This is a genomic window from Paenibacillus sp. BC26 (genome assembly GCF_900116125.1).
Taxonomy (GTDB): Bacteria; Bacillota; Bacilli; order Paenibacillales; family Paenibacillaceae; genus Paenibacillus_Z; species Paenibacillus_Z lignilyticus.
Genome location: NZ_FPAD01000007.1, coordinates 150435 through 176035, shown reverse-complemented (window position 1 = coordinate 176035; position 25601 = coordinate 150435). Strand labels below are relative to the sequence as shown.

At 51.4% G+C, this 25601-nt stretch carries 21 protein-coding genes; 14 read left to right on the top strand and 7 right to left on the bottom strand.

All coding sequences use genetic code 11. The annotated features are described in order from the left end of the window. The first annotated feature begins 31 nt into the window (after nt 1-31). The 3 genes from BM412_RS30305 (at nt 32) to BM412_RS30295 (ending at nt 5822) form a co-directional block, all read left to right on the top strand. Nucleotides 32-4486, top strand: coding sequence for an S-layer homology domain-containing protein (locus BM412_RS30305; RefSeq protein WP_091225439.1), 4455 nt, complete (start codon nt 32-34; stop codon nt 4484-4486). A gap of 74 nt (nt 4487-4560) precedes the next feature. Continuing rightward, nucleotides 4561-5262 (top strand): cytochrome c biogenesis CcdA family protein, encoded by a 702-nt coding sequence (locus BM412_RS30300; RefSeq protein ID WP_091225438.1) that lies wholly within the window; start codon nt 4561-4563, stop codon nt 5260-5262. 14 nt (nt 5263-5276) lie between these two features. Next, nucleotides 5277-5822, top strand: coding sequence for a TlpA family protein disulfide reductase (locus BM412_RS30295; RefSeq protein ID WP_091225437.1), 546 nt, complete (start codon nt 5277-5279; stop codon nt 5820-5822). A gap of 55 nt (nt 5823-5877) precedes the next feature. Here the strand turns inward: BM412_RS30295 and BM412_RS30290 are convergent, their stop codons facing one another. Then, the gene (locus tag BM412_RS30290) at nt 5878-7245 is read right to left on the bottom strand and encodes a dicarboxylate/amino acid:cation symporter (RefSeq protein WP_177246162.1); all 1368 of its coding nucleotides are present in this window, start codon (nt 7243-7245) and stop codon (nt 5878-5880) included. Nucleotides 7246-7503: 258 nt separating this feature from the next. Here BM412_RS30290 and BM412_RS30285 point away from each other — a divergent pair, with 258 nt between their 5' ends. The 7 genes from BM412_RS30285 (at nt 7504) to BM412_RS30255 (ending at nt 15045) form a co-directional block, all read left to right on the top strand. After that, the gene (locus BM412_RS30285; protein ID WP_091225436.1) at nt 7504-8193 is read left to right on the top strand and encodes a class I SAM-dependent methyltransferase; all 690 of its coding nucleotides are present in this window, start codon (nt 7504-7506) and stop codon (nt 8191-8193) included. Between the two features lie 145 nt (nt 8194-8338). Then, the gene (locus BM412_RS30280) at nt 8339-8599 is read left to right on the top strand and encodes a hypothetical protein (protein ID WP_091225435.1); all 261 of its coding nucleotides are present in this window, start codon (nt 8339-8341) and stop codon (nt 8597-8599) included. A 140-nt stretch (nt 8600-8739) separates the two neighbouring features. After that, entirely contained in the window at nt 8740-9843 is a 1104-nt protein-coding gene (locus tag BM412_RS30275; protein WP_091225434.1) for an N-acetylmuramoyl-L-alanine amidase family protein, read from the top strand. Between the two features lie 252 nt (nt 9844-10095). Then, nucleotides 10096-10635 carry a hypothetical protein gene (locus tag BM412_RS30270; RefSeq protein ID WP_143111726.1) on the top strand — a complete coding sequence of 180 codons (540 nt, stop codon included), beginning with the start codon at nt 10096-10098 and terminating at the stop codon, nt 10633-10635. 165 nt (nt 10636-10800) lie between these two features. Then, nucleotides 10801-11253, top strand: coding sequence for an eCIS core domain-containing protein (locus BM412_RS30265; RefSeq protein ID WP_218163205.1), 453 nt, complete (start codon nt 10801-10803; stop codon nt 11251-11253). 71 nt (nt 11254-11324) lie between these two features. After that, nucleotides 11325-12737 (top strand): glycoside hydrolase family 71/99 protein, encoded by a 1413-nt coding sequence (locus BM412_RS30260; protein ID WP_091225432.1) that lies wholly within the window; start codon nt 11325-11327, stop codon nt 12735-12737. A 184-nt stretch (nt 12738-12921) separates the two neighbouring features. Then, nucleotides 12922-15045: an acyltransferase family protein gene (locus tag BM412_RS30255; protein WP_091225431.1), complete on the top strand. Its 2124-nt coding sequence runs from the start codon at nt 12922-12924 to the stop codon at nt 15043-15045. A 62-nt stretch (nt 15046-15107) separates the two neighbouring features. On the opposite strand, the gene BM412_RS30250 is transcribed toward BM412_RS30255, so the two are convergent. From BM412_RS30250 to BM412_RS30240, 3 genes are read right to left on the bottom strand one after another with little or no spacing between them, the layout of a single operon-like run. Beyond that, complete coding sequence (locus tag BM412_RS30250; protein ID WP_091225430.1) at nt 15108-15986, bottom strand: ABC transporter ATP-binding protein; 879 nt, start codon at nt 15984-15986, stop codon at nt 15108-15110. Between the two features lie 14 nt (nt 15987-16000). Continuing rightward, nucleotides 16001-17044 carry a FecCD family ABC transporter permease gene (locus BM412_RS30245; RefSeq protein ID WP_091225429.1) on the bottom strand — a complete coding sequence of 348 codons (1044 nt, stop codon included), beginning with the start codon at nt 17042-17044 and terminating at the stop codon, nt 16001-16003. A gap of 1 nt (nt 17045) precedes the next feature. Further along, a complete protein-coding gene (locus BM412_RS30240) occupies nt 17046-18050 on the bottom strand; it encodes a FecCD family ABC transporter permease (protein WP_091225428.1) in 1005 nt (334 codons plus the stop codon). A gap of 195 nt (nt 18051-18245) precedes the next feature. Between BM412_RS30240 and BM412_RS30235 the strand changes: the two genes are divergently transcribed. Next, nucleotides 18246-19247, top strand: a complete 1002-nt coding sequence (locus tag BM412_RS30235; protein WP_091225427.1) for an ABC transporter substrate-binding protein — start codon at nt 18246-18248, stop codon at nt 19245-19247. A gap of 68 nt (nt 19248-19315) precedes the next feature. On the opposite strand, the gene BM412_RS30230 is transcribed toward BM412_RS30235, so the two are convergent. Together BM412_RS30230 and BM412_RS30225 are read right to left on the bottom strand one after the other, a co-directional pair. After that, on the bottom strand, nt 19316-19867 hold the full coding sequence (locus BM412_RS30230; RefSeq protein WP_091225426.1) for a DUF2812 domain-containing protein: 552 nt from the start codon (nt 19865-19867) through the stop codon (nt 19316-19318). A 6-nt stretch (nt 19868-19873) separates the two neighbouring features. Beyond that, nucleotides 19874-20206, bottom strand: a complete 333-nt coding sequence (locus tag BM412_RS30225) for a PadR family transcriptional regulator (protein ID WP_091225425.1) — start codon at nt 20204-20206, stop codon at nt 19874-19876. A 200-nt stretch (nt 20207-20406) separates the two neighbouring features. Here BM412_RS30225 and BM412_RS30220 point away from each other — a divergent pair, with 200 nt between their 5' ends. After that, nucleotides 20407-22155: a M28 family peptidase gene (locus BM412_RS30220; RefSeq protein ID WP_091225424.1), complete on the top strand. Its 1749-nt coding sequence runs from the start codon at nt 20407-20409 to the stop codon at nt 22153-22155. Between the two features lie 421 nt (nt 22156-22576). Here the strand turns inward: BM412_RS30220 and BM412_RS30215 are convergent, their stop codons facing one another. After that, nucleotides 22577-22969 carry a winged helix-turn-helix transcriptional regulator gene (locus BM412_RS30215; protein WP_091225423.1) on the bottom strand — a complete coding sequence of 131 codons (393 nt, stop codon included), beginning with the start codon at nt 22967-22969 and terminating at the stop codon, nt 22577-22579. A 155-nt stretch (nt 22970-23124) separates the two neighbouring features. Between BM412_RS30215 and BM412_RS30210 the strand changes: the two genes are divergently transcribed. Continuing rightward, complete coding sequence (locus BM412_RS30210) at nt 23125-24366, top strand: MFS transporter (protein WP_091225422.1); 1242 nt, start codon at nt 23125-23127, stop codon at nt 24364-24366. Nucleotides 24367-24390: 24 nt separating this feature from the next. Then, nucleotides 24391-25236 carry an aldo/keto reductase gene (locus BM412_RS30205; protein WP_371264883.1) on the top strand — a complete coding sequence of 282 codons (846 nt, stop codon included), beginning with the start codon at nt 24391-24393 and terminating at the stop codon, nt 25234-25236. Nucleotides 25237-25601: the final 365 nt, after the last annotated feature.

Sequence of the window (25601 nt, the reverse complement as noted above, 5' to 3'; positions counted from 1 at the left end):
CACTCATCCCACTAATTAGGAGCGTAACTATATGCGAAAACATAAGCCAATTGTCAGACTAGGGGCATTACTACTAGCCATCTTCCTAACGATTCCGTTCTTCCAAGCTTCGACCGCTGCCGCGGATCCGGCAACTCCAAGCCCAAGCGCAATCAGCCATTACGATTATTTTAGCGATGTGTACCCGAATTTGAAGGATGCCAATCATGTGTTCCGAACGGCTACGTATGAGGATATCGCTCACATATTCGAGAGCGAAGGTACATACGCGGTTCTGTTCGGCGGCGCATCCGTTGCCAGCACACAGGCGAATATCGGCTTCATTAATCAAGTTGCCAAAGAATACAACATCTCGACCATCTACAACTTTGACACGAAGCTTGACGGTGTCAGCTTAGATCTTGCGGACAGCACCAACCAGTTTGCCGGTGTGTACACGGATCTGGTGAACAAATATTTGACGGCGAAGGATGCAAGCGGCACAGCGTTGGGCACAAGTCCGGCAGCGGACGTGAAGGATCAAACGTTCCTCTTCATCTACAACAAGGACAATAAAGACGGCGCGAACAGCCAGCCGATCGTGGCTTCGCTGAAGAGCAGCAACACCTCGGCTGATTTCCTGACAGACGGAGTTGAGGATGCGGCGAAGGTAACGGCGTATAAGGACCAAGTCAAAGCGGTCTTTGGCGCAGCGCAATTCTTCGACACGATCAATCCCAACGATTTCATTGAATTGGCTTTCAATAAGAACGTGAAATTCAATTCGACGAATGGTCGGGATATCTTCGACGGTACGGACGGTAACGTCGTATTGGAGCATGTGACGTATCATGAGCTTACGAAATTGCTTGCTTCGCAAGGCAACTACGCGATTCTCTTCGGCGGATCGTGGTGCCCGAATACGCAAGCGGCGATTAAGTTTATCAATGAATACGCGAAGAAATACAACGTCGATAAAGTGTACATGTGGGACCCAAGACTGGATGCGGGCGTTGATGTAACGCAGACAGATTCGCCTACGTTCGATTCCCACGATATCGACCGTCTGATGGTTCGCGGAACCGGTCATCCGTATGCCAATCTGTATGTTGACCTGGTGAAAACGTACCTGACCAACATTCAGACGCAATACGTGAAAGGAACTACGGATGTTCGTTACACCGATGCGAATAACAATGAAGTCATCGTGAACAAGCTTCAAGTTCCTTACTTATTCACGTACAACAAAGATAATAAAGATGCGGCAGGCAACAGCGCTCCGATCCTTGGACATGTGGAGCTGATGTACTCGTGGACGAATATCCAGCCGGATTACGTATCGAATGGCGTATTGCCAAACACGGTCTACAAGGCAGCACTCGACAAACTGTTCTCGAGACTAGAAGCTGTACCGACAGGACTTACGGGAGTTGCGCCAACTTCGGCATCCGCAAGTGACGGTAGCATTACAGGCACGAAAGCGGGCTTGGAATACAAGCTGGCCGGTGCTGCAAACTATACGGCTGTAACGGGCAATTCCATTACGGGCTTGGCGGCAGGTACTTACAATGTCCGTTATGCGGCGAAACCGGGCTACAATGGCCCAGTCAGCAAACGAGTAAATAATGTTAGTACGCTTATTGCCCCAACTGAAGTGTTGTACAATCCGGGGGAATCGGTGGATGTGGTTGTTCCGGCTGGTACGGGCAGCCCAAGCGCAATCAGCCATTATAATTATTTTAGCGACGTATACCCGAATTTGAAGGATGCCAATCATGTGTTCAGAACGGCTACGTATGAGGATATCGCTCACATATTCGAGAGTGAAGGAACATACGCGGTTCTGTTCGGCGGCGCATCCGTTGCCAGCACACAGGCGAATATCGGCTTCATTAATCAAGTTGCCAAAGAATACAACATCTCGACCATCTACAACTTTGACACGAAGCTTGACGGTGTCAGCTTAGATCTTGCGGACAGCACCAACCAGTTTGCCGGAGTGTACACGGATCTGGTGAACAAATATTTGACGGCGAAGGATGCAAGCGGCACAGCGTTGGGCACAAGTCCGGCAGCGGACGTGAAGGATCAAACGTTCCTCTTCATCTACAACAAGGACAATAAAGACGGCACGAACAGCCAGCCAATCGTGGCTTCGCTGAAGAGCAGCAACACCTCGGCTGATTTCCTGACCGACGGCGCGGAGGATGCGGCGAAGGTAACGGCGTATAAGGACCAAGTCAAAACGGTCTTTGGCGCAGCGCAATCCTTCGACACGATCAATCCGAACGATTTCATTGAATTGGCTTTCAATAAAAACGTGAAATTCAATTCGACGAATGGTCGCGATATCTTCGACGGTACGGACGGTAACGTCGTACTGGAGCATGTGACGTATCACGAGCTTACGAAGTTGCTTGCTTCGCAAGGCAACTACGCGATTCTCTTCGGCGGATCGTGGTGCCCGAATACGCAAGCGGCAATTAAGTTCATCAATGAATACGCGAAGAAATACAACGTCGATAAAGTGTACATGTGGGACCCAAGACTGGATGCGGGCGTTGATGTAACGCAGACAGACTCGCCTGCGTTCGATTCCCACGATATCGACCGTCTGATGGTTCGCGACACCAAACACCCGTATGCCAAACTGTACGTGGACCTGGTAAAAACGTACCTGACCAACATTAAAACGCAATACGTGAAAGGAACTACGGATGTTCGTTACACCGATGCGAATAACAATGAAATCATTGTGAACAAATTGCAAGTTCCTTACTTGTACGTTTACAACAAGGACAACAAGGATGCAGCCGGCAACAGCGCTCCGATCCTTGGACATGTGGAGCTGATGTACTCGTGGACGAATGTCCAGCCGGATTACGTATCGAATGGCGTATTGCCAAACACGGTTTACAAGGCTGCTCTCGACAAACTGTTCTCGAGACTGGAAGCTGTACCGACAGGTCTTACGGGGGTAGCTCCAACTTCGTCAGGCGCAAGTGACGGTCGCATTACAGGCACGAAAGCGGGCTTGGAATACAAGCTGGCCGGTGCTGCAAGCTACACGGCAGTAACGGGCAATTCCATTACAGGCTTAGCGCCGGGCACTTACAATGTCCGTTATGCGGCGAAACCGGGCTACAATGGTCCTGTCAGCCAGCGTGTGAACAATGTTTCGACGCTAATTGCTCCAACTGAAGTACTGTACAACCCGGGAGCATCCGTGGATGTTGTCGTTCCGGGAGATCCAATCATTAGTCCACCAACGCCGCCTTACGCAGTAGTCACGACTCCTACTGTAGAGGTAACGAATACAACTTCAGGTAATACAGCTACATCAAGCTTTACTGTACCTTCCAAAACCGATGCGGCTACAGGTACAACATCAGCTGTCGTCACGAAGGAAGTTGTTACAGCTCTTGTAGCTGATGCAAAGAAAGCAGAAACGGCCGGAAAATCAGCTGTAGTCGAGTTTAAGGTAGAAGCAAGCGCAGCTACCGAAACCGGCCAGCTAAGCATTCCGCGCAGTGCTTTCAACGAAGTTGCGGATGGCACTGGAGCACAGGTTAAAGTGAACTACACCACAGTCGGATCGATTGCGTTCGACACGAAAGCAGTAGAGAACATTCGCGCAGTCTCCGGCGACGGCGATATCACGATTGAAATTGCTAAGCGCGAGCTTACCGAAGAAGGCAAGGAAGTATTAGGCGACCGACCTGTATATGAACTTACCGTGAAAGCCGGAGACCAAACGGTTTCTACTTTTGGCGGAGGCAGCGTCAAAGTCAGCGTGCCTTATACGCTGAAAGCGGACGAGGATCCAAATGCAGTCGTGGTCTACTATTTGACCGATGACGGTTACTTGGAAACGGTAAACGGCGTATTCAACGCTGCAACCGGAACGGTAGACTTCGTGACGACTCACTTCTCGCAATATATCGTGGGCTACAACAAGGTTGCATTCTCCGATGTTGCACCGGCTTCTTGGTACAGCAAAGCGGTAACCTTCCTGTCGGCAAGAGATATTGCTACGGGTACGGATGATACTCACTTCAGCCCGCTCGCGAATGTAACGCGCGGCCAGTTCCTGGTGCTGTTATTGAAAGCATACGGCATCGTGCCGAACGAAACCGAAGCGGCTAATTTCGCGGATGCAGGCAATACCTATTACACGAATTATCTGGGTGCAGCGAAACGTCTTGGCATTACCAACGGCCTTGGCGACAATCTGTTCGCACCGGATAAAGCCATTACCCGCCAGGATCTGTTTACACTTCTGTATCGCTCGCTTGATGCACTTGGCAAGCTTCCTGAGGCCAAATCAGGCGTAAGCGTAAGCAGCTTCAAGGATGCTGATCAAATTGCAGCCTATGCGCAAGAGGCAGCTGCAGCGCTCGTAGAAAGCGGAATCGTATCCGGCAATAACGGCAAGCTAAGCCCGCAAGGGGTTACGACAAGAGCTGAGGTCGCTCAGGTATTGTATAACTTGCTTTCGAGCAAATAAAAGTCTCGTTCAAAATGGGCATCCAATCGGCTGCCCATTTTGTCCATTTTGAAATAAGTGTAGGAGGAGAAAGCATGGATGTCATCGTTGCCTTCTCAGCAGGACTGCTTTCTTTTCTGTCTCCGTGTGTGCTGCCGCTTATTCCGATCTACCTCAGTCATCTTGTTGGGACGTCGGTTGCTGAACATCAATCCCATCAAGCAAGCATGAAATTACTGCTGAAAGCGGGTTTCTTCATTGCCGGATTCACGGCAGTCTTTATGCTGCTTGGGGTTTCAGTGAGCTCTGTCAGCAAGCTGCTGACGATGAATTTGGAGGCGGTGAAGCAAATCGGCGGCGTGCTGATTATCCTCTTGGGCCTGCATACGACAGGTCTCTTGAAGATAAAAGCCTTGTATGCCGAGAAGAGGCTGCTGTCGTTTGGCAAAGTAGGGGAGAAGACGGCCTTCGGCTCGCTTCTGCTGGGGATGGCTTTCGCAGCAGGCTGGACGCCGTGTGTCGGGCCGATTCTATCTTCCATTCTCATTTATGCAGGCAGCATGGACACGATCGGGAAAGGCGTATGGCTTCTGGCAGCCTATGCAATGGGACTGGCCCTGCCTCTTATACTGGCAGCGCTCCTGGTGGGGAATTTATCGGGGTATATGAAGCGGTTTGCGGTTTATTATCCGATCGTATCCATTGTTAGCGGAGTTATTATGGTGATCATCGGTGTCCTCGTCTTTACGGATAATCTGGAGCTGATTAGCGGAGGAGAAGGCCTGTTCGATCTTTAGAAGGAGCTTGAAGAATGAAGAGAAGCGTACTGCTATGGGGGACACTGCTTGTTGTCATGATGATTGCGGCTGCCGTGTATGTCACCGGTCATTACAGTCTAAGCGATGCGGAAGCCGGCGTTGCACCCCCAACCGCCAAGGCAACCGAGGATCGGGCCAGCGAGTTTACGTTAGAGGATTTGAACGGGAATCATGTTTCCCTGCGGGAGCTGCGAGGACGTAACGTCTACATCAACTTCTGGGCCAGCTGGTGCAAATACTGCAAGAAGGAAATGCCGGATATGAAGAATATCTACGAGCAATATCAGGAAAAAGATCTTATTATTCTGACGGTCAATGTCGGTGAGAATCGAGAGAAGGCTGCCTCGTACCTACAGGACAACGGCTATCCGTTCCGCGCTGTGCTCGATCCCGATAAGAAGATCGCGATGAAGTACGGCATTACGTCCATTCCGGTATCTGTTTTCGTTGATCGTAAGGGTAATATTGTGAAAAAACGAGTCGGTGCGATGAAGGAAGCGGAGATGCGGGCTATCCTGGATCCGATGATTAATTCGTAACAAAAAGCCCTCCGGCGTCCAATTGAGTTGGACGGGAGGGCTATTCTACTGCTTATTAAATTGCAGTTTGCAAGGAAATCTCGTCGTCCTTGTCATTGTTGAAGGCTTCGCGGTCAAACTCGCCTTCCGAATTCGCAACGAGCAAGGAAGTAACGGTTGTTCCTGTTGCGTTAACCGTTGTGCGGCCCATATCGATCAGTGCCTCAACGCCGGCAACAATGGCAATTCCTTCGAGCGGAAGACCCAGAGCAGTCAATACGACGGTTGTCGAGATAACGGCAGGTCCCGGAACGCCGGCAACGCCGATCGATGAAACAATGCTGACAAGCACAAGCACGATATAATCCGTAAACGATAGGTCAATGCTGTACACCTGAGCGGTGAAGACGACGACAATGGCCGGCCAGATGCCGCCGCATGCGTTAAAGTTAACGGAAGCACCAAGCGGTGCGACAAAGCTCGCGATACGCGGCGATACATGCAGACGCTTCGTAATGACATCCAGATTAACGGGAAGCGTTGCGTAGCTGCTTCGGGTTGTAAACGCGACAGCGATTGTCGGATAGATTTTGCGGAAGAACCGGATTGGATTGACTTTAGCCACGAAGAAGACCAGACCGCCGAATACGAGAACGAAATGTACGATCAGCGCAACATAAGAGGTAATGATTACACTTCCGAGCTCCTGCAGCGTCTCCCAGCCATAGTGGGATGTAACGCCGGCAATCAGAGCGAATACACCGTAAGGCGTCAGACGGATGATGAACTTCACGACTTGATGAAGCACTTGAGCGAGTGACTGGATCAGATCACGTACGGGTTTCACCGTTTCCGCATTTCTGGATCCAAGCTTGATAATCGCTACGGCAAGGAAGATTGCAAAGATAAGTACGGGTACTACTTTGCCGTTAGCCGCTTCATTAATCGGATTGGATGGAACAAGGTCAAGGATTACTTGGGAGAAGGTCGGAATTTCGCGAGCTTCAAAATCCGCCGGAGCCGCTTGTTGAATGCCGCTGCCCGGATTGAACGCAAGTGCGATCAGAAGGCCGATTATGGAGCCGACTCCGGTCGTTCCCAGGAACCAAGCGAAGGTTTTAAGACCGATTTTGCGCAAATACTCCAGGTTGGTTAAGGAAGAAATACTGTTCAGTACTAGGATGAAGACCAGCGGAACAACGAGCATACGAATTAAGCTTATGTACATGCTGCCGAACGTTGTAATGCCTTTGGTGTCATAGTCCAAATTCTGAAAGAGTATGCCGACGAGAAGTCCGATGCCAAGGCCGATCAGAACCCGAGCGCCGAAATTCACCCGCTTACGTGCAAGAAAGAATAATACCCAGAATACAAAGATGGAAGTAACAAAGCTGTACCAGTTCGTTTCAATGGCTGACAAAAAGTTGTTGTCTATATGTCCCATCGTTTAATCCCCCTAATCCAAGTTGTTTTGTCGGAAATATAGTTTTACTCTAATCGCATAGGTGAATATTGTCAATAGGGAAGAAAGTACGGAGCGGATAAATATCAGCGCTTGTGATTTCTTCCAGGGAAGAAAGTACGGAGTGGATAAATATCACCGAATTAATATAGGCGAAAGTGATGGAGCTCATAGATTCTAAATATTTCACGGATTGGCTTCCCTGCATTATGATGAAGGCAATCCCTGGAGGTGTTCGGAATGGAGAAACATCAGCATGTTCGCCGTACATTCGATGATACGGCAGCCGTGTACGATCAGCAGCGGCGTAAATTAATACCTTGCTTTGACGACTTCTATGGTGTTGCCTCGGCACTCGCTGAGGTGGAGACGGAGACGCCTTCGATATTGGATTTGGGTGCGGGAACGGGGCTGCTATCTTCCTATCTCTTGGCGCGTTATCCGAAAGCGAAGCTTACGCTCATCGATCTGTCCGATAAAATGCTCGCCGTCGCGAAGTTGAGGTTGGAGGAAATGGAATCGTCCGGTGTTACGTACCTCTGTGAAGACTACACGGCCTATGTTCCGGGAGAGGCGTTCGATATCATCGTTTCCGGGCTGTCGATCCACCATCTGTCCGATGCGGATAAGCTCACTTTGTATCGCAACAGCTTCGCGAATCTTAAGCCCGGCGGCGTGTTTATCAATGCGGATCAAGTGTTGGGACATACGCCTTTCGTAGATACGCTCTATAAAGAGAATTGGAGAGGGAAGGTAGAAGCAAGCGGATTGTCAGAGCCGGAAATCGCAGCCGCTTACGAGCGGACGAAGCTTGATCGGATGACGGATTTGCAAACCCAGCTTGGCTGGTTGAACGATGCCGGGTTCTCTGATGTGGACTGCGTATACAAGTATTATAATTTTGCAGTGATGTACGGAAGAAAGCTATAATGGTCAGCTAAGCGAGTCCGGTGAGTAAAGTGCGCATGATGCGCCTTGCTTGCCGGACTTTATATTTTACCCGGCCATAAGCTATTGTGCTTATTTTACGGGTATAATGAAGAACAACACCAAGATGAAGAAGGAGGACGATAGGATGAGTCAAATGCTGAACAAGCTATGCGTGAAAACGTTCAATAATACGAATGTCATTACCGAAATCGGCGTCGTGAAGAAGGTGAACAGCCGCACGATTCACGTGGATTGGGGCAAGAAGGTGTGGGTTTACCAGAATCGCGAGTTTCGGTGGGTGCCGGTGACGGAAGAAGAATTCCTTCAGAAGTATGGCAAGAATAAGTTTTCCCCTGAGGCACTTGTCAGAGCGGAAGAGCTCGGTCTGAATATCCAGAAGGGATAGGGACATAGGTATAGAATTTGGAATCGACTTTATTCGACAACCTTCGCAATACCTAATTTTTTTGTAAAATAGGATGCCTTAATCGGCAAACTGCTGATATAATAAGAGTCTACCTTTTTTATCCACTGGAAGGAGACTCTATGCGTAGATATATCAGCCTAGTATTAATGGTTACGCTTCTGGTCGGCAGTCTTGGCATTTCCATGGTTTCTGCCACATCGGCATTCCCTTATCAAGCTAAAGTGAACAGCAGCGCGCTCAATGTACGCAGCGAACCGTCCCTGCAAGCATCTGTCGTAGGCAAGCTGAATAAAGGCGATATCGTTTCGGTTACGGATGAAGACAGCGACGGCTGGGTTCAGATTAAACACAACAAGTTGACCGGTTGGGCAGCCGGATATCTGCTCGGCAAGCTGGATGGCTCCGGCCAGGAATCCAGCCCGGCAGCTGATGAGCCGCCTACGAGCGGTACGGTAAGTACAAGCCCGGGTTCTACGGCTACAGTGCTTGCGGACTCGCTTCGGATTCGCTCCGGCCCGGGTGTGGGCTATAAGGTAGTCGGCTCCTTGACGCAAGGCGAGCAGATTACGATTACGGGCAGTCAGAGCGAATGGATCAAAATCCGTACGGCAGGCAGTACAACGGGCTGGGTGGCCAAGGCATACGTCGGCAAAGGCGCTGTCCCGCCGAAGCGTTCCGGCAAGGGACTCAGAGGCAAGGTCATCGTCGTTGACGCCGGGCATGGCGGCAATGATCCGGGCATGATCGGAACAACGTACGAAACAAAGGAGAAAGACCTCACGCTTAGCACAGCGGGTTATCTCAAGCAGGAACTGCAAAGCTTAGGAGCTACGGTCATCATGACGCGGACGACGGATAAGAAGCCCGAGCTCTCGGAGCGTGTACGGATAAGCGAAAGAGCGGACGCGGATGCGTTCGTCAGCATTCATTATAATTCTTCCGAGAAACAAACGTCCGGCATCCTTACTTTCTTCTATTCCGAGAAGAAAGACAGACCGCTGGCGCAAGCTATTGAGGACGAATTGACTGAAGTCGGCGGACTTCGCAGCCATGGTTTATCCTTCGGCGATCTGTACGTACTGCGGGAGAATGACACGGTAGCGACGCTGGTTGAACTCGGATTTCTGTCGAACCGCAAGGATGAATCGATTGTTCGCGGATCCGCTTATCAGAAGAAGGCAGCTGCGGCTATCGCAAGAGGATTAGCGAATTATTTCGGATAAGTACAGCTGCTTAACAGCATCAGTGAGAAGGAGACTGCCCTTTGTGAGGGCGGTCTCCTTTTGCTTTTGGGGGAGGAATAGAAGTCTTCCAGAGGGGCTGAAGAGCTGCTTAAAAAGAATTGCCGGATTTGGCAAACTGGTAGTGTTAAATGCGGCGGAAATCCTTTAAAATAACGATGACACCCCAGATTTCAACCCTATTTATTCCATGTGAAGAAAAGGGGAATCGCCATGCTGACCGTACTGCAACGCATGCAGACAAGGCTGAGTATTTGGCAAGTTATCACAGGGTTGTTCATCGTATTGTTGATTATCGAAGCGGTTGTGCTGCCTTACGGATCATCCAAGCTGAATGATTATTCCGGCAGTGCAGGCATTCTGGATTTGCGTCTCTCTTATTCCGTAGACAAAGCGTATGCCATTATCGGGGCATACAGCGACGCTGGAAGAGCCTTTTACGTCACCTTTACGCTCACAGCGGACTTTATCTATCCCATTGTATATAGCCTATTCTTCGCGCTGCTGACGACTGTTATTTATCGGCGTGCGTTCGCACCTAAATCATGGGCGCATCAACTACCTCTTCTTATTTACATCACGCTTCTTCTGGATTACTTAGAAAATGCATGCATCGTGACGATGCTGACCCAATACCCGGATCAAATCACGTTCATCGCAAAGGCGAGCAGCCTCTTTACTACCCTCAAATGGATGATGGCGGCGATCAGCGTTCTCCTGCTGCTGCTTGGCGTAGTGATGTTGATCGTCAAACGGTTGCGCAAAACCCATTAGAAAAGAGGAGTCCCAGTGTCGCACGAGCATCAGTCCCCGTCTGCCAAGTTCAAACGTCCTACCGTTTATCAAGCTGAAGCTCGGAGCACCGCAAGTTTAACCTCAACGTCAGCTCAAGCCCAAGCTCCAGCATTAGGCAGTGAACACATGCTCTCTCCCCGGCAGGTGTTGCAGCTGCAGAAAGCTGCAGGCAATCGCGCGGTTGTGCAGATGATGCATAACAGCCGCCCGTCTGTCGTTCAGCGCAGCGCAGAGGGAGATGACGAACAGCGGCAGCAAGGGAAACTTCCTGCAAGCTTGCAGCAGAAGATGGAAGCTGCCCTTCAAACGAATATGTCGGATGTGCGCGTTCATGAGAACTCCTCTTCTGCAAGAGAAGTAGGCGCGCTTGCTTACACGCAGGGCAGCGACGTTCATTTTGCGCCGGGTCAATATCAACCGGACACTCAAGAAGGGCAAGAGCTGATCGGTCATGAGCTGCAGCATGTCGTACAGCAGCGCAAAGGGCGCATCGAGCCGACTCTGTCGGTGGCCGGTATGCCCGTGAACGATGACCCTGCGCTTGAGCAGGAAGCTGACGAAATGGGCAAGAAAGCCGCTTCGCAGAAGGTTCATTAATCGGAACGGAAATCCGCTCTCCTCCCACACGGGAGAAGGGCATTTTTTCTATCAAGAGAGGGGATGGGAAGATGGGGATGCGGGATGGACAAGCTTTTCTGGCAGGAGCAATTAGGTGGGATGCTTGGTTTCCGACGAATGCATCTTATGCGGGATTCGTAGATTCATCGCTGTATACGGCTTACACCAGCAGGGAACCTATCGATGGCTGGTTCGATTCAGAGGTGCCGGATCACGCGGAGCGGGTTGACCGCCAAATTCAAGCTGCCGCTGACGGCCAGCTCGATTTCTGGGCTTTCGTCTGGTATCCCGACGACGATCCTCATGAAGGGATTAGACGTTTGAACAATCCATTGAAGGATTACATGGCTTCATCCAAGCATGATCTCCTGCAGTTTGCGCTTATCCTGCAGACCGGTTGGGTAAGCGGTGCTGCCCAAGAGGAGCGGCGGGGTTGGCGGAGACGCAATGTACCTGAGTTTGTCGAGCTGATGAAGGACAAGCAGTATGTGCTTGTAGACGGCAACCGGCCGCTGCTGTTCTGGATGGACACGGCCTTCCTCGATGATGCGGAGCGCGGATTCGGCAGCCGCTGGGCCGAAGAGCTGGCCTACTTGGCGGAGGCTTGCGCCGAAGCCGGTCTGGGAGCGCCATACTTGGTGGATATGCGTAACGATTACGCGTCTGCCGCGCGGTTTGGTTTCGACGGCGTTTCCGATTACGGTCCTGCTTCGCACAGCGGCGAGGGGCATTATGCTTATGAGGAGCTGGCTCGCCATGATCGTAACAAACGCGACATCGAGAAGGGACTTAAGGTGATCCCCGGCGTCAGCGCGGTTATCGATCCGAGTCCGCGCCATAATGATGCTTGGACGGCTGCGGTTGGGGCCAGTTATTACGGGTACTCGTTTGAATATCCGACGTATACGGAATGGTTCGAGCATCTTAGCGAAATGCGCGACTGGCTGTTCCATCATGCGCAGCATACGAGCACGCCGCCGGTGATGGCAATCTATGCATGGAATGAGCTGGATGAAGGCGGTCCAGGCATTATGCCGACGAAGCAGGAAGGCACGATGTTTCTGGATGCGCTCCGCGCCGTGAAGACCGGCATTCACCCGGAACGTATCGAGAATCGGATCAATGATTCGAATCCCGGCATCGCATATGAAGGGAACTGGCAACGGGAGCGCGGAGTTGCGGGCAGTTATAACGATGATTATACGTGGAGCGACACGGCAGGCGATAGTTTTAGCTTTTCCTTCCATGGCACATGGGTAAAGCTCTGCGGAGAGCGCCATATGGCCGGGGGGAAGGCATCGGTAGCGATCGATGGTACTGAGGCGGGTACCGCTGCTGATCAGGCAGCGGAGCAGACCGGCGTTTGGTTTGAGACGGGAGGCTTGGCACCGGGGTCTCACACGGTACGTGTAACGTTGACTGACGGAAGTAAACTTGCGCTGGATGTGATTCGGTTCGGCTAAGGCGGGTTATTGAACCAAGTTACAGGATGGAGCGGGGCAGTTCCATTTGAAACCGACCGAAATGTAACTCTTCTGTAACGCAAAACCGGCCATCTCGTTTTATAATCAAACATGCAGCCTAGAGACAGGTTAGTCAGTCAGCAAGTAGGGGGAAACGGTCCCCTGCCGGAAGGAGAATGTTAATATGCCAAAACCATTAGGAAACAGCGGTCGCTACATGCCCGGAATCGATGGTTTGCGTGCAATTGCCGTAGCTGCGGTAATCGCTTATCATCTGAATCTATCGTGGGTACCGGGCGGATTGCTTGGCGTAGGCATTTTCTTCGTCCTCTCCGGCTACTTGATTACCGATATTTTGTTAAAACAACAGAGTCAAACAAGGCGGCTGGATCTCGGCGATTTCTGGATTCGCCGGGCGAGAAGGCTGTTGCCGGCCATGTTTATCATGCTCCTGCTCGTAGCAGCTTGGCTGCTTTATATAGACCCGGCGAGACTCTCCTCTTTAAAAGGGGAGATTGGCTCAGCGCTGCTTTATACGAGCAACTGGCGATTGATTTTCCATCAGGTCTCGTATTTCGAGTCGTTTGGGCCGCCTTCGCCGTTTGGCCATTTGTGGTCGCTCGCCGTCGAGGAGCAGTTCTATCTCGTATGGCCGGTGCTGCTGATGCTGCTCGTGCGATTGGTGCCGCAGCGGGGGAAGCTGGCGCTTGTCATCTTGGCAGGGGCGGCGGCTTCGGCGGGGCTGATGGCTGCGCTCTATGTGCCGGGGCTTGATCCGAGCCGGGTCTATTACGGTACGGATACAAGGGCTTTTGCGTTGTTGATCGGGGCTGCTTTGGCCGTGGTTTGGCCAAGCTGGAAGCTGTCCGACCATGCCAGAAGCAAGACGAAAATGGTGCTGGATATCGCCGGTTTCAGCGGACTGGCCGTCGTGCTGGCGATGATCGCGACTGTTGGCGAATACGATGAGCTGCTGTATCGCGGAGGCATGGTGATATTGGCTGTTGCCACTGCGGCCGTGGTCGCTTCATTGGCACATCCATCAAGCAGGTTTGGCCGCATTATTGGCTGCAAGCCGCTGCGCTGGATAGGCGTGCGCTCCTATGGCATTTATCTCTATCATTATCCAATTATTGCTTTGACTACGCCTGCGGCGCAAGTAGACGAGTTTCATGCGACGCGAGCCTTGCTTCAGGTGGCGGCAGCCATTGCCGCGGCCGAGCTCTCTTGGCGTTTTGTCGAGGAGCCGATCCGGCGAGGTGCGCTTGGCAGAATTCGCAGCAAGCTATCGCAGCTAGTGGAAAGGCAACGGCAGCCGCTTCGCGCAAGTCGAATCGTGATGGTCATGTCGCTCTGCACGCTGATGGCTGTCAGCGTATCATGCTCGACCCAATTGTACGCGATAGATGGCGGTTTATCGGTGGGTGTTCCGATTTTGAAGCCGGGTATCTCGAATGAAAGGCCGGGTGAAGATCAAGCCGGACAGGCTGTATCGGAAGGGCACAAGGAATCCGAAGATCATCCGGTTGTGACGAACCCGGAGGATACGAACCCGGATGATACGACTCCGGGCGATACTAAGCCAGGGGACGGGAGTGCAAGTGAACCGGGCGATGGGGATGCGGATTCAGGCCATTCGACAGATGCTAAACCGGAAGGTCAAGGGACAAGCCCTGATCAGTCGACTATAAGGAAGTCCGGTGAAACGGGTTCAGCGGAGGATAAACCGGGCAAGGATGCGAGTGTTCCTGACAGCTCGAAAGACAGCGGGGCAACCACAACGCCAACGCCTCCACCTGCAAAATTACCCAAGCCACACACACCGATTAAACCACCAGCGGCAGGCAGCGTCACGGTGATCGGCGACTCGATCCTTCTGGATGCCAAACCCTATCTGGAAGAGCTTGTGAAAGGAATTGTCGTGGACGGGAAAATCGGACGACAGATGTCTGAAGCTGATGAGGCGGTCTTGGAGCTGAAGGCAAACAACCAGTTGGGCCAAACCGTCATCATCGAGCTTGGCACGAACGGCTCATTTACGGAGAAGCAGTTAAACACGCTGCTAACGGCCATTGGCAGTGAACACAAAGTCATTCTCGTCAATACGCGCGTTCCTCGCAAATGGCAGGATGTCGTCAACGGCATGCTGGCAGAGAAGGTCGCGAAGACACCGGGACTCTCGCTCATTGACTGGTATTCGGCAAGCAAAGGTCAAGACGACTTCTTCGGCAACGACGGTGTTCATCTGAGGAAGAACGGCGCGCAGTTTTTCGCGCAATTGCTGGTAGACGCCTTGGCCAAATCATAAACAAGAAGCCCCCGCGGTTCTGTGTAAACAAACACAGAACCGCGGGGGCTTCTTTTGCTAGCTTAGTGAGTCGCCAGAAGCGCCTCAAGCGCCTCAACCTCGCTTTCATTCGCCGTATTCCCATTTGCCGCATGCTGTTCCTGATCGCCGAGAAGCTTCCGCCCCTTACCATATGGAATACACAGCGGTGTCCCGAATATAGGATCCTGCACGACTTGGCTTTCCATGTTAAAGACCTCATGGATAAACGAGGCATCCACAATTTGTTCCGGCTTCCCTTGCGCCAAGATGCGTCCTTCCTTAACCGCTACAATATGATGCGCGTACCGGCAAGCAAGATTGATATCATGGAGCACCATCACGATGGTGCGGTTTTCTTGCGCATTCAGATCAAATAGGAGATCCAATATTTCGATTTGATGCGTCATATCCAGATAGGTGGTCGGCTCGTCGAGCAGGATCGTTTGCGTGTTCTGCGCTAACGTCATGGCAATCCAAGCACGCTGGCGTTGTCCGCCTGAGAGGGAGTCGACCGTACGTCCGGACAGTTCCTCCATATGTGTCGCTTGCAGCGCTTTCTTCACCATTTTCTCGTCCTCTGCGGACCACTGCTGAAGGAAGCTCTGATACGGGTAGCGTCCTTGCTTCACAAGCTGCTGCACGGTCAGTCCTTCCGGCGCTGTCGGACCTTGCGGAAGAATGGCCAGGCGCTTTGCTACTTCTTTGCTGGACAGCTTGGCGATGTCGGAGCCATCGAGCACGATAGAGCCCTCCTGCGGCTTCATTAACCGGGCAAGCGAGCGCAGCAGGGTTGATTTGCCGCAGCCGTTGCTCCCGATAAACACGGTGATTTGCCCTTTAGGAATCTCCAGCTCCAGGTTTGCGAAGATCGGTTTCTTTCCATACGATAACGTGAGGTTATTAGCTGCAATAACGGACACAAGATTCACTCCTTCTACGAGTTGCGATGGCGATACAGCAAGAAGATAAAGAACGGCGCTCCGATTGCGGCTGTAAATACGCCTGCAGGGATATCGAGCGGAATAAACGCGACTCTGGCGACCAAATCAGACAGCAGCAGGACGAGCGAGCCGATCAGAGCAGACACCGGGATGACGCCTCCATACGAGGGACCGACAAGCTTGCGCGCAATATGCGGAGCCATAAGTCCGATGAAATTGATGGCGCCGCCGATGGCGACCGCCGTGCCTGCGAGCGCGACGCTGATGATGAGCAGGATCGTTCTTTTGGCATTGACGGAACTGCCCACGCCTGTAGCGACTTCATCGCCGAGCTCTTGTACGTTCAGATGCCGGGCATAGATGAGCGCGATGGGCATGAATACGATCATCCAAGGCAGCAGTGTCATCACATCACGTTTCCAGGAAACGCCGTAGATGCTTCCCGTCATAAACGTGAAGGCTTTCACCGCTACCGCAGTTGGTGTAAACGATGCGGTTAGAATGAGCATGTAGGTTGCCGCCGTTAACGCGGTTGCCATGCCGATCCCGATCAGTACGAGCCGAAGCGGGGTAATGCCGCGCCGATAGGCAAAGAGATAGATCAGGAATGCCGCGGCAAAAGCGCCTGCAATCGAGCTGAGCGGCATGAAGCGTATGCTGACATGCGAGAAATAAATGATAAAGAACACGGTGCCGAGCGAGGCACCTCCGGAAATGCCGATAACGTCCGGTGATGTCAGCGGATTGCGCACGACACCTTGCAGCAGAGCTCCGGATACGGCCAGCATCGAGCCCACCATGATGGCAATGACGACACGCGGCATTCGCAGCGAGAAAATAATCATGGAGTCCGCAGAATCACCGATACCGAGCAGCGAGCGAATGACCGCGATCGGGCTTATGAACGTGCTGCCGAGACCTACGCAGACGATAACGCCAACCAAGTTGGCAGCGATTAAGAGCAGAATAACCGATAAGGTTCTGCGTTCGATTAGAAACGAGAGCCGATTGTTTCGCAGTGTCAGCGATTTGCTCATCTTAACGCTCCCCCCTTCTGGCGATATACACGAAGAATGGAACGCCAATGATTGCGGTCATGATGCCGACGGGCACTTCTCCGGGATACGCGATAAAACGCGAACCCACATCAGCGACGAGCAGCAATATAGCACCCAGGAAGGCGCAGTAAGGGAGAACCCAGCGAAAATCAATGCCTACCACGTAACGCGTAATATGCGGAATAATAATGCCGACGAATGCAATCGGGCCTGCAATGGAAACCGATCCGCCGGCGAGCAGGACAATAATGACGGCAGCTGCGAGCTTCACGTAGACTGTCGTTTGCCCAAGTCCCGTAGCGACATCGTCCCCCAATACGAGCAAATTCATATGACGGGAGAGGGCCAAGGTGCCTAGAAGCGCAATTCCCATATATGGGGCTGCGGTCGTGAAGATGTGCATGTCTCGTCCGGCTACAGAACCTACGAACCAGTACAAGACTTGATCGAAGGTCTGTCCTCCGGTAAGCAGCACGCCCATGGAAAGGGAAGAGAAGAACGCCGTCATCGCCGCTCCGGCGAGCGTCACCTTCAGCGGCGTGAGCCCATCGTTGCCGATTGAACCCAGAATATAGACAAGCAATGCCGTGAAGGCAGCGCCAACGAATGCCAGCGTCGCGAACGTTCCCAGACTGGTTGCCCCGAAGAATGCGGAGCTTACGACAATGAAGAAAGCCGCCCCGGCGTTGATGCCAAAGAGGCTTGGTGAAGCAAGCGGGTTGCGCGTAATGCCCTGCATCAATGCACCTGCAACCGCCAGACTTGCACCGGCGAATGCTGCGATTAAAGCTCTGGGCATCCTTGCCGTTTGGATGATGAGGTGCTCTTGCGAACCATTATAGGCGGTGTAAGATTCCATAATGGTATGTAGGCTTATATTGGAAGTTCCAAAAATAATGCTGCCTGACATCCCGAGCACGAGAAGGACGAAACAGGCGATTAGACCTAGTACCTTCTGAAAGCGTGTTGTAAGTAAGGTGTTCATAATTGCCCCATTCCCAGCTTGAGAGATTATGTGTAGAAAAGAATAAATGCACTTCGTCATTCTAGGTGATGAGCACCTAGATGTCAATGAGAGTGATTCTCAAAATCATTGACATCCGAATTTATCCCTGCTATAGTTGCTATCTGTAAAAGCATTGATAATCATTTTCAAATACGAAGGGAAGTTATTTACGTAATGGTATCTGTTTTGAAGAAGAAGTACATGTGGTCCGTCTCAGTCCTGTTGCTCACTTTCGCACTCATTTTGTCCGCTTGCGGGCAGTCCGATTCCGGCAATAATGCTGGCAATAACACTGGTAATGCATCGGATTCGCCGGCAGCGAATTCGGAAGAACATAAGATCACGCATGCAATGGGAGAGGCCACGATTAAAGGGACTCCGCAGCGTATCGTGGTATTGACGAACGAAGGTACAGAAGCTTTGCTGGCACTTGGCGTGAAGCCCGTTGGCGCTGTTAAATCATGGACAGGCGATCCGTGGTACGAGCATATCAAAGCAGACATGGAAGGTGTCACGGTAGTTGGCGAAGAGAGCCAGCCGAACGTGGAGCTGATTGCCAGCCTTAAACCGGATCTGATCATCGGCAACAAGCTGCGCCAAGAGAAAGTATTCGATCAGCTGAATGCAATCGCACCGACGATCTTCTCGGAAACGCTCCGCGGAGCATGGCAGTCGAACTTCATGCTGTATGCGGATGCACTGGGCAAAAAAGCCGAGGGCGAGAAAATCATCCAAGCCTACGATGACCGCGCTGCTGGTTTCAAAGCGAAGGCAGGCGACAAGCTGAACGAGAAAGTCTCTGTCGTGCGCTTCATGGCAGGCAAAACGCGTATTTATCTGGACGATACCTTTACGGGAATCGCGTTCTCCAAGCTTGGCATTACCCGTCCTGATAATCAGAAGAACTACAAGGATACATTCGTAGAAGAAATCACCAAGGAACGTCTTCCGGAGGTAGATGCGGATCGGTTGTTCTACTTCACTTACGAGACCGGCGATGGCAAAGGTACGGCGATGGAAGAGGAAATGCTGAAGGATCCGCTGTGGCAGAGCTTGAACGTTGTGAAGAACAAGAAGGCGACTCGCGTAAGCGATGCGATCTGGAATACAGCGGGCGGTGTCATTGCAGCAAACCTGATGCTCGATGAGCTGTTCAAAATCTACGAAATCAACTAATCATAGAAGTCAAAAAGAGGCTGAGACGTCCTGAGTAACAGGGCGCTTTTAGCCTCTTTTTTCTATGTCTATTTGGTAAGCTTGTTGATCTTGCTGCCCATCTTCAGGTAACCGACTAGGAGCAAGGCGAAGAGGAAGATATAGATGGCCGCTAGGGGGAACACTACGCCCCAGAATTGATGGCCGCGAGGCAGCAGGTTCGCCATATTGATCGCACATAGCCCGATGTTCAAGAGCAGCATCACGCCCATCATGCTTTGGATTTTCTTATAATGCGCGGCAAGCGAATCGCGGTCGGAGTATAGGCGAGGCACCTCTCCGGGCTCCCACTCTTTGCGAAAATAGTGCCAGATCCCTCCATAGGAGGTCACATACTCCCAGCCCGCATCCCGGTAAAGCTCAATATATTCCTGCAGCTTGCCGTTCTTCTTCGTCAGACCTGCCTGATAGTCCAGGCAATAGGTATATCTTACAGCCTCATCTCGAACGAAGGTACTGCTCAAGAAACCGGGTTTCCGGAGATGCAGACCGCGAGCGGATTGCTCGTTCATCCACTTTTCCTCATTCTCGTAATCCCAGCTCAGGTTCAACCGGTACTTTTTCTCCGTATTTGGTTTCATCTCTGATCACTCCTTGTATGAAATGTGAGCCAGCTGTCCGGCTCTCAGAAGCTCTTCTAATCGAAGCATCTCGGCGGCTGCGGCTGTCTTGCCGTCCTCTGTGATGGCATACATCTTCCGCCTTGGATCGAAGCCATCCGGTGCGGGAAACGGCGTAATGAGCCCTTTGTTCAGCAAGGTGTTCAGTGCCGTATAGAGCGTGCCCGCCCCGATCTTCACTCGGCCGCCGCTCATCTTCTCGACGTCCTGCATAATTCCGTAACCATGGGAAGGCGCTACGTGCAGCGCCACAAGAATGTAATAAAAGGCTTCTGTAAGGGGCAAGGAATCTTTGACCATAGGGTTCACTCCTTTTTTATTTATATCGTCAGTCGATATATCTTATACCGATATAATACTCCTGGATATATCGGGTGTCAATATAGTTTCCGCTCAAAAATTGGAAAATGGGCGGATATCTCGCGAACATTGAACGTTTTACCAAAATTTAACCGATTCTGAGCTATCATAGCTGTAGATGAATGGCATAGGGAGGAAGTATGAATAAACGAATATCGATGGTACTTATGCTTATCGTAGTTATCGCGGGGCTCTGGTTTGGTTTTCTGCAAATGCGGCCGCCGTCACCGCCATCGGAATCCGGTGCGGATTATCCGGCTTTTCAACGGATGCTTGCCAATTTGACTGCCATGACCGTTGCGCCGCATCCATCCGGTTCCAAGGAGCTGGAAGCCGTACGAGCCCATCTACTGGGAGAAATTCGAGACATGGGCTTGGAACCGACCGTTGACCGGGAAGTGTACACGGCCGCCGACTTGGAAGCCGAGCATCTGGCCCAGGATGGACCGCCGAGAGAGGTTCGAATTGAAAAGGAGAAGTCTTCGTCGGGAGACAAGAAGGCCGCTCCGGGAAGTAAAACGGTTGAAGTTATTCACAGAGAAGGTCCGCCATTGAAAGACCTGGCCTTGAGCAATATTTGGGTGAAACTGGACGCGCCTGACACGGACCGCGGTATCCTCATGCTGGCCCATTACGACAGTGAGGACGAGGCCCTTGGTGCGGCAGATGATATGGTTTCCGTAAGTTCTCTGTTAGAAGTCATGCGCGAACAAGGGAGCCATCCCGAGCTGCTGAAGAATGATCTCTACTTCCTGTTTACGGATGGGGAGGAGGAGAGCGCGTTGGGTGCAAAAGCTTTCGTGAAGTCGCATCCGGAGCTTACGAGTAAGATTGGTCTTGTCCTTAATTTCGATGCGCGCGGGGATCGCGGCGGCCTGCTCATGTTTGAGACTTCTGCGCCGAACTATGAGCTGTTGCGGCATTTTCAAGCGGCAAGCTCTCACCCGATTGCGTTCTCATTCACCACGGGGCTGTATCGCAAAATGCCAAACGGCACGGATTTGACTTTCTTTATGGAAGCGGGTTATCCCGGGCTTAATTTCGCAGTGGCAGAAGGCGTGGAGCATTATCATAGAATGACGGATAACGTTGAAAATCTGGATCGCGGCACAGCTTATAACTTCTTGCAGACTGCCATGGAACTGGCTGAGTATGCCGCAGGGCATGAGCAGATTGGAGGGGGAAGCAGCGGTTCAACGAGGGATAGTGTTTTCTTTACATTCCTACCTGGCCATCTTGTAGTCATGACTGATATAGTCGCTTATATCTTAGCTGCATTGGCAGTATTTGCTTCTTTATTCTGGTTGTTGATGCAGCTTCGGCAGGGAAAGGTTCTGCTTCGTCAAATCTTGATTGGCACGGGTTGGTTTGCTGGGATGATCGGGGCCGCGGGACTGTTGAGCTGGGGAATCGTCGTAGTAGTGACACAGATGATGGGGATAAGCAAACGGACGAATAATGACTATGTATTTCTTTGTCTGTTCGTCGCGCTTAGCTTAATCATCCTTGCTGTCATGTACCTCCGGATGCGCAGACAGTCACTTGCCGTAGCGCTGGCAGGCTTACTGCCGATTCAATTGCTGCTCACAATCGGAACCCTATTCTTATTCGTTGAGCTCAGTTACGTATTTGCCTTATCGACACTGGGCATGTTGATTGTCGCCCTGATGGATTGGCATCGTATCGGACGGATGATTGCATCGTCCGTGCTCGGTTTCGGCATCTTGCTGCTATATGTACCGGTAGGCTGGCTGATCTTCGTCATGTTTATGATGCCCATCACTCCGTTTGTTATTGCTTTGAGTGTGCTGCCGTTTACGATGCTTACCGCATTCTTTGCAACAACCTATAAGCCGGACTACTTCAAAGCAGCTGCCGAGCCGCAATAATCAAGGCCTTCTATTGGTCATACCCGTGGCAAGCAACAAATAAAAAACAACGCGCATCGATATTCAATCGATGCGCGTTGTTGCAGTTTGGTTTGAAATGATCGAACTCCGGAGCACATCTACGAGCTAATGACGGCTTTGAAAATTCTAACGAATCGTACAGGTCTTATTTGCTCCAAAATACTCGTTTTGGAATTCTAACGAATCGTACAGGTCTTAGTTGTTCCAAAACCCCAGCATCTCTGCTTAACTCTGCTCAATAAGACCTCTGTGATTCGTTAGAATTTTGAAGTTGCCATTTTATACGAAATAAGGCTTCTACAAGTCGTTAGAGCGGCGAGGACTCCGGGAAGCTGGTAAAGTTGGATGGGCTAGTTGGCGATTGGCAGGTGTACTCCAAGAACTTGATTTGGAATTCTGACTACCCGAGGGGGCTTTCTATGTGAACGTCTTTATTATTCAGAATGCTATCCTCCAGCACAGCGGATCGATCGCCGTATTCTTTAATAATATGCGTATCTCCCCAATTGCACAGCGCATTTAAGATGGCTTCCAAGCTCCAGCCATAGTCGCTGAGCTGGTACTCCACTTTAGGCGGAACCTGGTTGTAGCTGATCCGATTCACGATGCCGTCATGCTCTAATTCCCTGAGCTGCTGCGTTAACATTTTCTGCGTGATGCCCGGCATGAGGCGTCTAAAATCACTCGTTCGTTTCTTCCCGTGCGTCAGATGACAAAGGATGACGCATTTCCATTTTCCGCCGATCACCTCCAGTGTTGCTTCCACCGAGATGTTGTATTTCTTCTTGAGCAATGGCCGTTCCTCCCCGAACCCGATAGGCACTTTTTAGTGCGTATAGCACTTAGAAGTGCCTATATCACTTTAAAGTACGTACTGTTCATACAAACTTATTTCACCTATAGTAGCACTTACCGGCCGGGAATATCAAACGAAAGAAGGCATCTCACTTGCCACTCGATAAGAAAAGAAGTACATTAGCCCTGCTTGCGCTCGCCATAAGCGCCTTCGCAATCGGGACGACGGAGTTTATCAGCGTGGGGCTGCTGCCTCTGGTCTCGAAAGACTTGAACATATCTGTGACTACATCCGCTTTAACGGTAACTATATATGCGCTTGGGGTAACGCTGGGAGCTCCAATATTGACTACCTTAACGACTGGTATCCCGCGAAAAACATTGCTGATCTGGATCATGCTTGTCTTCATTGTGGGGAACAGTCTTGCGGCAGGGGCGAGCGGGATCGGCATTCTGCTTGCGGCACGCGTAATCTCTGCTTTCGCGCACGGCATCTTCATGTCGATTGGCTCTACAATTGCGGCTGATCTCGTACCTGAGAACCGCAGAGCTAGCGCTATTGCGATTATGTTCTCCGGCCTTACCGTGGCGACCGTTACAGGCGTGCCGCTGGGAACTTTGATCGGTCAAGAATGGGGCTGGCGGGCTGCCTTTATCGGGATCGTCGCGATCGGCATCATTGCCCTGATCGCCAACTTGATATTGATTCCCGCGACTATGCGCAAAGGGAGCCGAACGCCGCTTCGCGAGCAGCTTAAGATTGTTACGAATGGACGGCTGCTGCTAGCATTCTCGATCACCGCTATTGGATACGGGGGCACCTTTGTCGTCTTCACTTATTTATCCCCGTTGCTTCACAATATAACCGGATTTAAAGATACGACGATCGCGGTTATTCTACTCGTATATGGCATAGCCATTGCAATCGGCAACGTAATTGGCGGTAAAGCGGCCAACCGCAAGCCTCTCACTGCATTGTTCTATATGTTTATTTTGCAATCCATCGTGCTGCTCGTCTTAACGTTCACCGTCCCGTTTAAAATTGCGGCGCTGATTACGATTTTCTTCATGGGGCTGCTGGCTTTCATGAACGTGCCGGGCCTGCAAGTGTATGTCGTGCTTCTGGCTGAACGTTATGCGCCTAAAGCGGTTGATGTCGCGTCTGCTGTTAATATTGCCGCGTTTAATGCGGGCATTGCGATTGGCGCCTATATGGGCGGCGTCGTGACGGATTCCATCGGGCTTATTCATACCGCATGGGTTGGAGCATTGATGGTCTTCGGAGCGGTTATCTTAACGGGGAGAGCACGCGTCTTGGAGCGGAGAGCTGAAGCAAGTGCTGCATCGGGATCTGTTACTTCGTCTATAACTACAACTACATCTTCATCATACTAAACATAAATACAGGAGGTTTTTCTTATGATTTCGAAACATGTACAGGATACAACAACATTACACAACGGTGTGAAGATGCCTTGGCTGGGGCTCGGCGTATTTCAAGTGGCAGAAGGCGATGAGCTTGTCCAGGCTGTCAAAACAGCGATTAAACAGGGCTATCGCAGTGTAGATACAGCAGCCATTTACGGAAATGAGCAAAGTGTGGGGCGGGGGATTCAAGAAGCGATTTCGGAGTCCGGGATCGCCAGAGAGGAGCTGTTCGTGACGTCGAAGGTGTGGAATGCCGACTTGGGCTATGAGGCAACGCTGGCTGCTTATGAGACTAGCTTAGCAAAACTAGGCCTCGAGTATCTCGATCTGTATCTTATCCATTGGCCGGTGAAAGGCAAATACAAAGAGGCTTGGCGGGCACTCGAAACGCTCTACAAAGAGGGCCGAGTACGAGCGATTGGCGTGAGCAATTTCCAAATCCATCATCTTGAAGACGTGATGAAAGATGCGACTGTGAAACCTATGGTGAATCAGGTGGAGCTCCACCCGCAATTATCGCAGCAGGAGCTAAGACGATTCTGCGCGGAGCATGGCATTCAAATCGAAGCGTGGTCTCCGTTAATGCAAGGTCAACTGCTGGAGCATCCTGTGTTAAAAGAAATCGCGGGCGCTCATAACAAATCGATTGCTCAAGTCATCCTGCGCTGGGATCTGCAGCATGGCATTGTGACGATTCCGAAGTCAACGAAGGAACATCGCATCATCGAGAATGCATCGCTGTTTGATTTTGAGCTCTCGAGCGATGAGGTGGCCCGCATTGACCAGTTAAACCAGAACCTTCGCGTCGGCCCGGACCCGGACAACTTCGATTTCTAAGATGGGGTGGGTTCGCCCAGCGGAAATATCCGACAAAGAAATGTTGCCTCCTGGGCAACATTTCTTTGTCGTTTGGAGCTCTCCCAGAGAGTGATTAGCAGCTGTCCGCAAGAGAGGTACCAGTTACCGCACATAGGTGGGAAAGCGTGAAAGTAGCTGAAAGAGAGGTACTGGTTACCGCACTTGGCGGGAAAGCGAGCGAGCAGGCATGAAGAGAGGTACTGGTTACCGCACATTGGCGGGGAAGCGAACGAGAAGGCGTGAAGAGAGGTACTGGTTACCGCACTTGGCGGGAAAGCGAGCGAGTATGCATAAAGAGAGGTACTGGTTACCGCACATTGGTGGGAAAGCGAGCGAGCAGCCAT

Coding starts and splice junctions, on each gene's coding strand:
- BM412_RS30305 (WP_091225439.1), top strand. CDS start 32: ATGCGAAAACATAAGCCAATTGTCAGACTAGGGGCATTACTACTAGCC.
- BM412_RS30300 (WP_091225438.1), top strand. CDS start 4,561: ATGGATGTCATCGTTGCCTTCTCAGCAGGACTGCTTTCTTTTCTGTCT.
- BM412_RS30295 (WP_091225437.1), top strand. CDS start 5,277: ATGAAGAGAAGCGTACTGCTATGGGGGACACTGCTTGTTGTCATGATG.
- BM412_RS30290 (WP_177246162.1), bottom strand. CDS start 7,245: ATGGGACATATAGACAACAACTTTTTGTCAGCCATTGAAACGAACTGG.
- BM412_RS30285 (WP_091225436.1), top strand. CDS start 7,504: ATGGAGAAACATCAGCATGTTCGCCGTACATTCGATGATACGGCAGCC.
- BM412_RS30280 (WP_091225435.1), top strand. CDS start 8,339: ATGAGTCAAATGCTGAACAAGCTATGCGTGAAAACGTTCAATAATACG.
- BM412_RS30275 (WP_091225434.1), top strand. CDS start 8,740: ATGCGTAGATATATCAGCCTAGTATTAATGGTTACGCTTCTGGTCGGC.
- BM412_RS30270 (WP_143111726.1), top strand. CDS start 10,096: ATGCAGACAAGGCTGAGTATTTGGCAAGTTATCACAGGGTTGTTCATC.
- BM412_RS30260 (WP_091225432.1), top strand. CDS start 11,325: ATGGGGATGCGGGATGGACAAGCTTTTCTGGCAGGAGCAATTAGGTGG.
- BM412_RS30255 (WP_091225431.1), top strand. CDS start 12,922: ATGCCAAAACCATTAGGAAACAGCGGTCGCTACATGCCCGGAATCGAT.
- BM412_RS30245 (WP_091225429.1), bottom strand. CDS start 17,044: ATGAGCAAATCGCTGACACTGCGAAACAATCGGCTCTCGTTTCTAATC.
- BM412_RS30240 (WP_091225428.1), bottom strand. CDS start 18,050: ATGAACACCTTACTTACAACACGCTTTCAGAAGGTACTAGGTCTAATC.
- BM412_RS30235 (WP_091225427.1), top strand. CDS start 18,246: ATGGTATCTGTTTTGAAGAAGAAGTACATGTGGTCCGTCTCAGTCCTG.
- BM412_RS30230 (WP_091225426.1), bottom strand. CDS start 19,867: ATGAAACCAAATACGGAGAAAAAGTACCGGTTGAACCTGAGCTGGGAT.
- BM412_RS30225 (WP_091225425.1), bottom strand. CDS start 20,206: ATGGTCAAAGATTCCTTGCCCCTTACAGAAGCCTTTTATTACATTCTT.
- BM412_RS30220 (WP_091225424.1), top strand. CDS start 20,407: ATGAATAAACGAATATCGATGGTACTTATGCTTATCGTAGTTATCGCG.
- BM412_RS30205 (WP_371264883.1), top strand. CDS start 24,391: ATGATTTCGAAACATGTACAGGATACAACAACATTACACAACGGTGTG.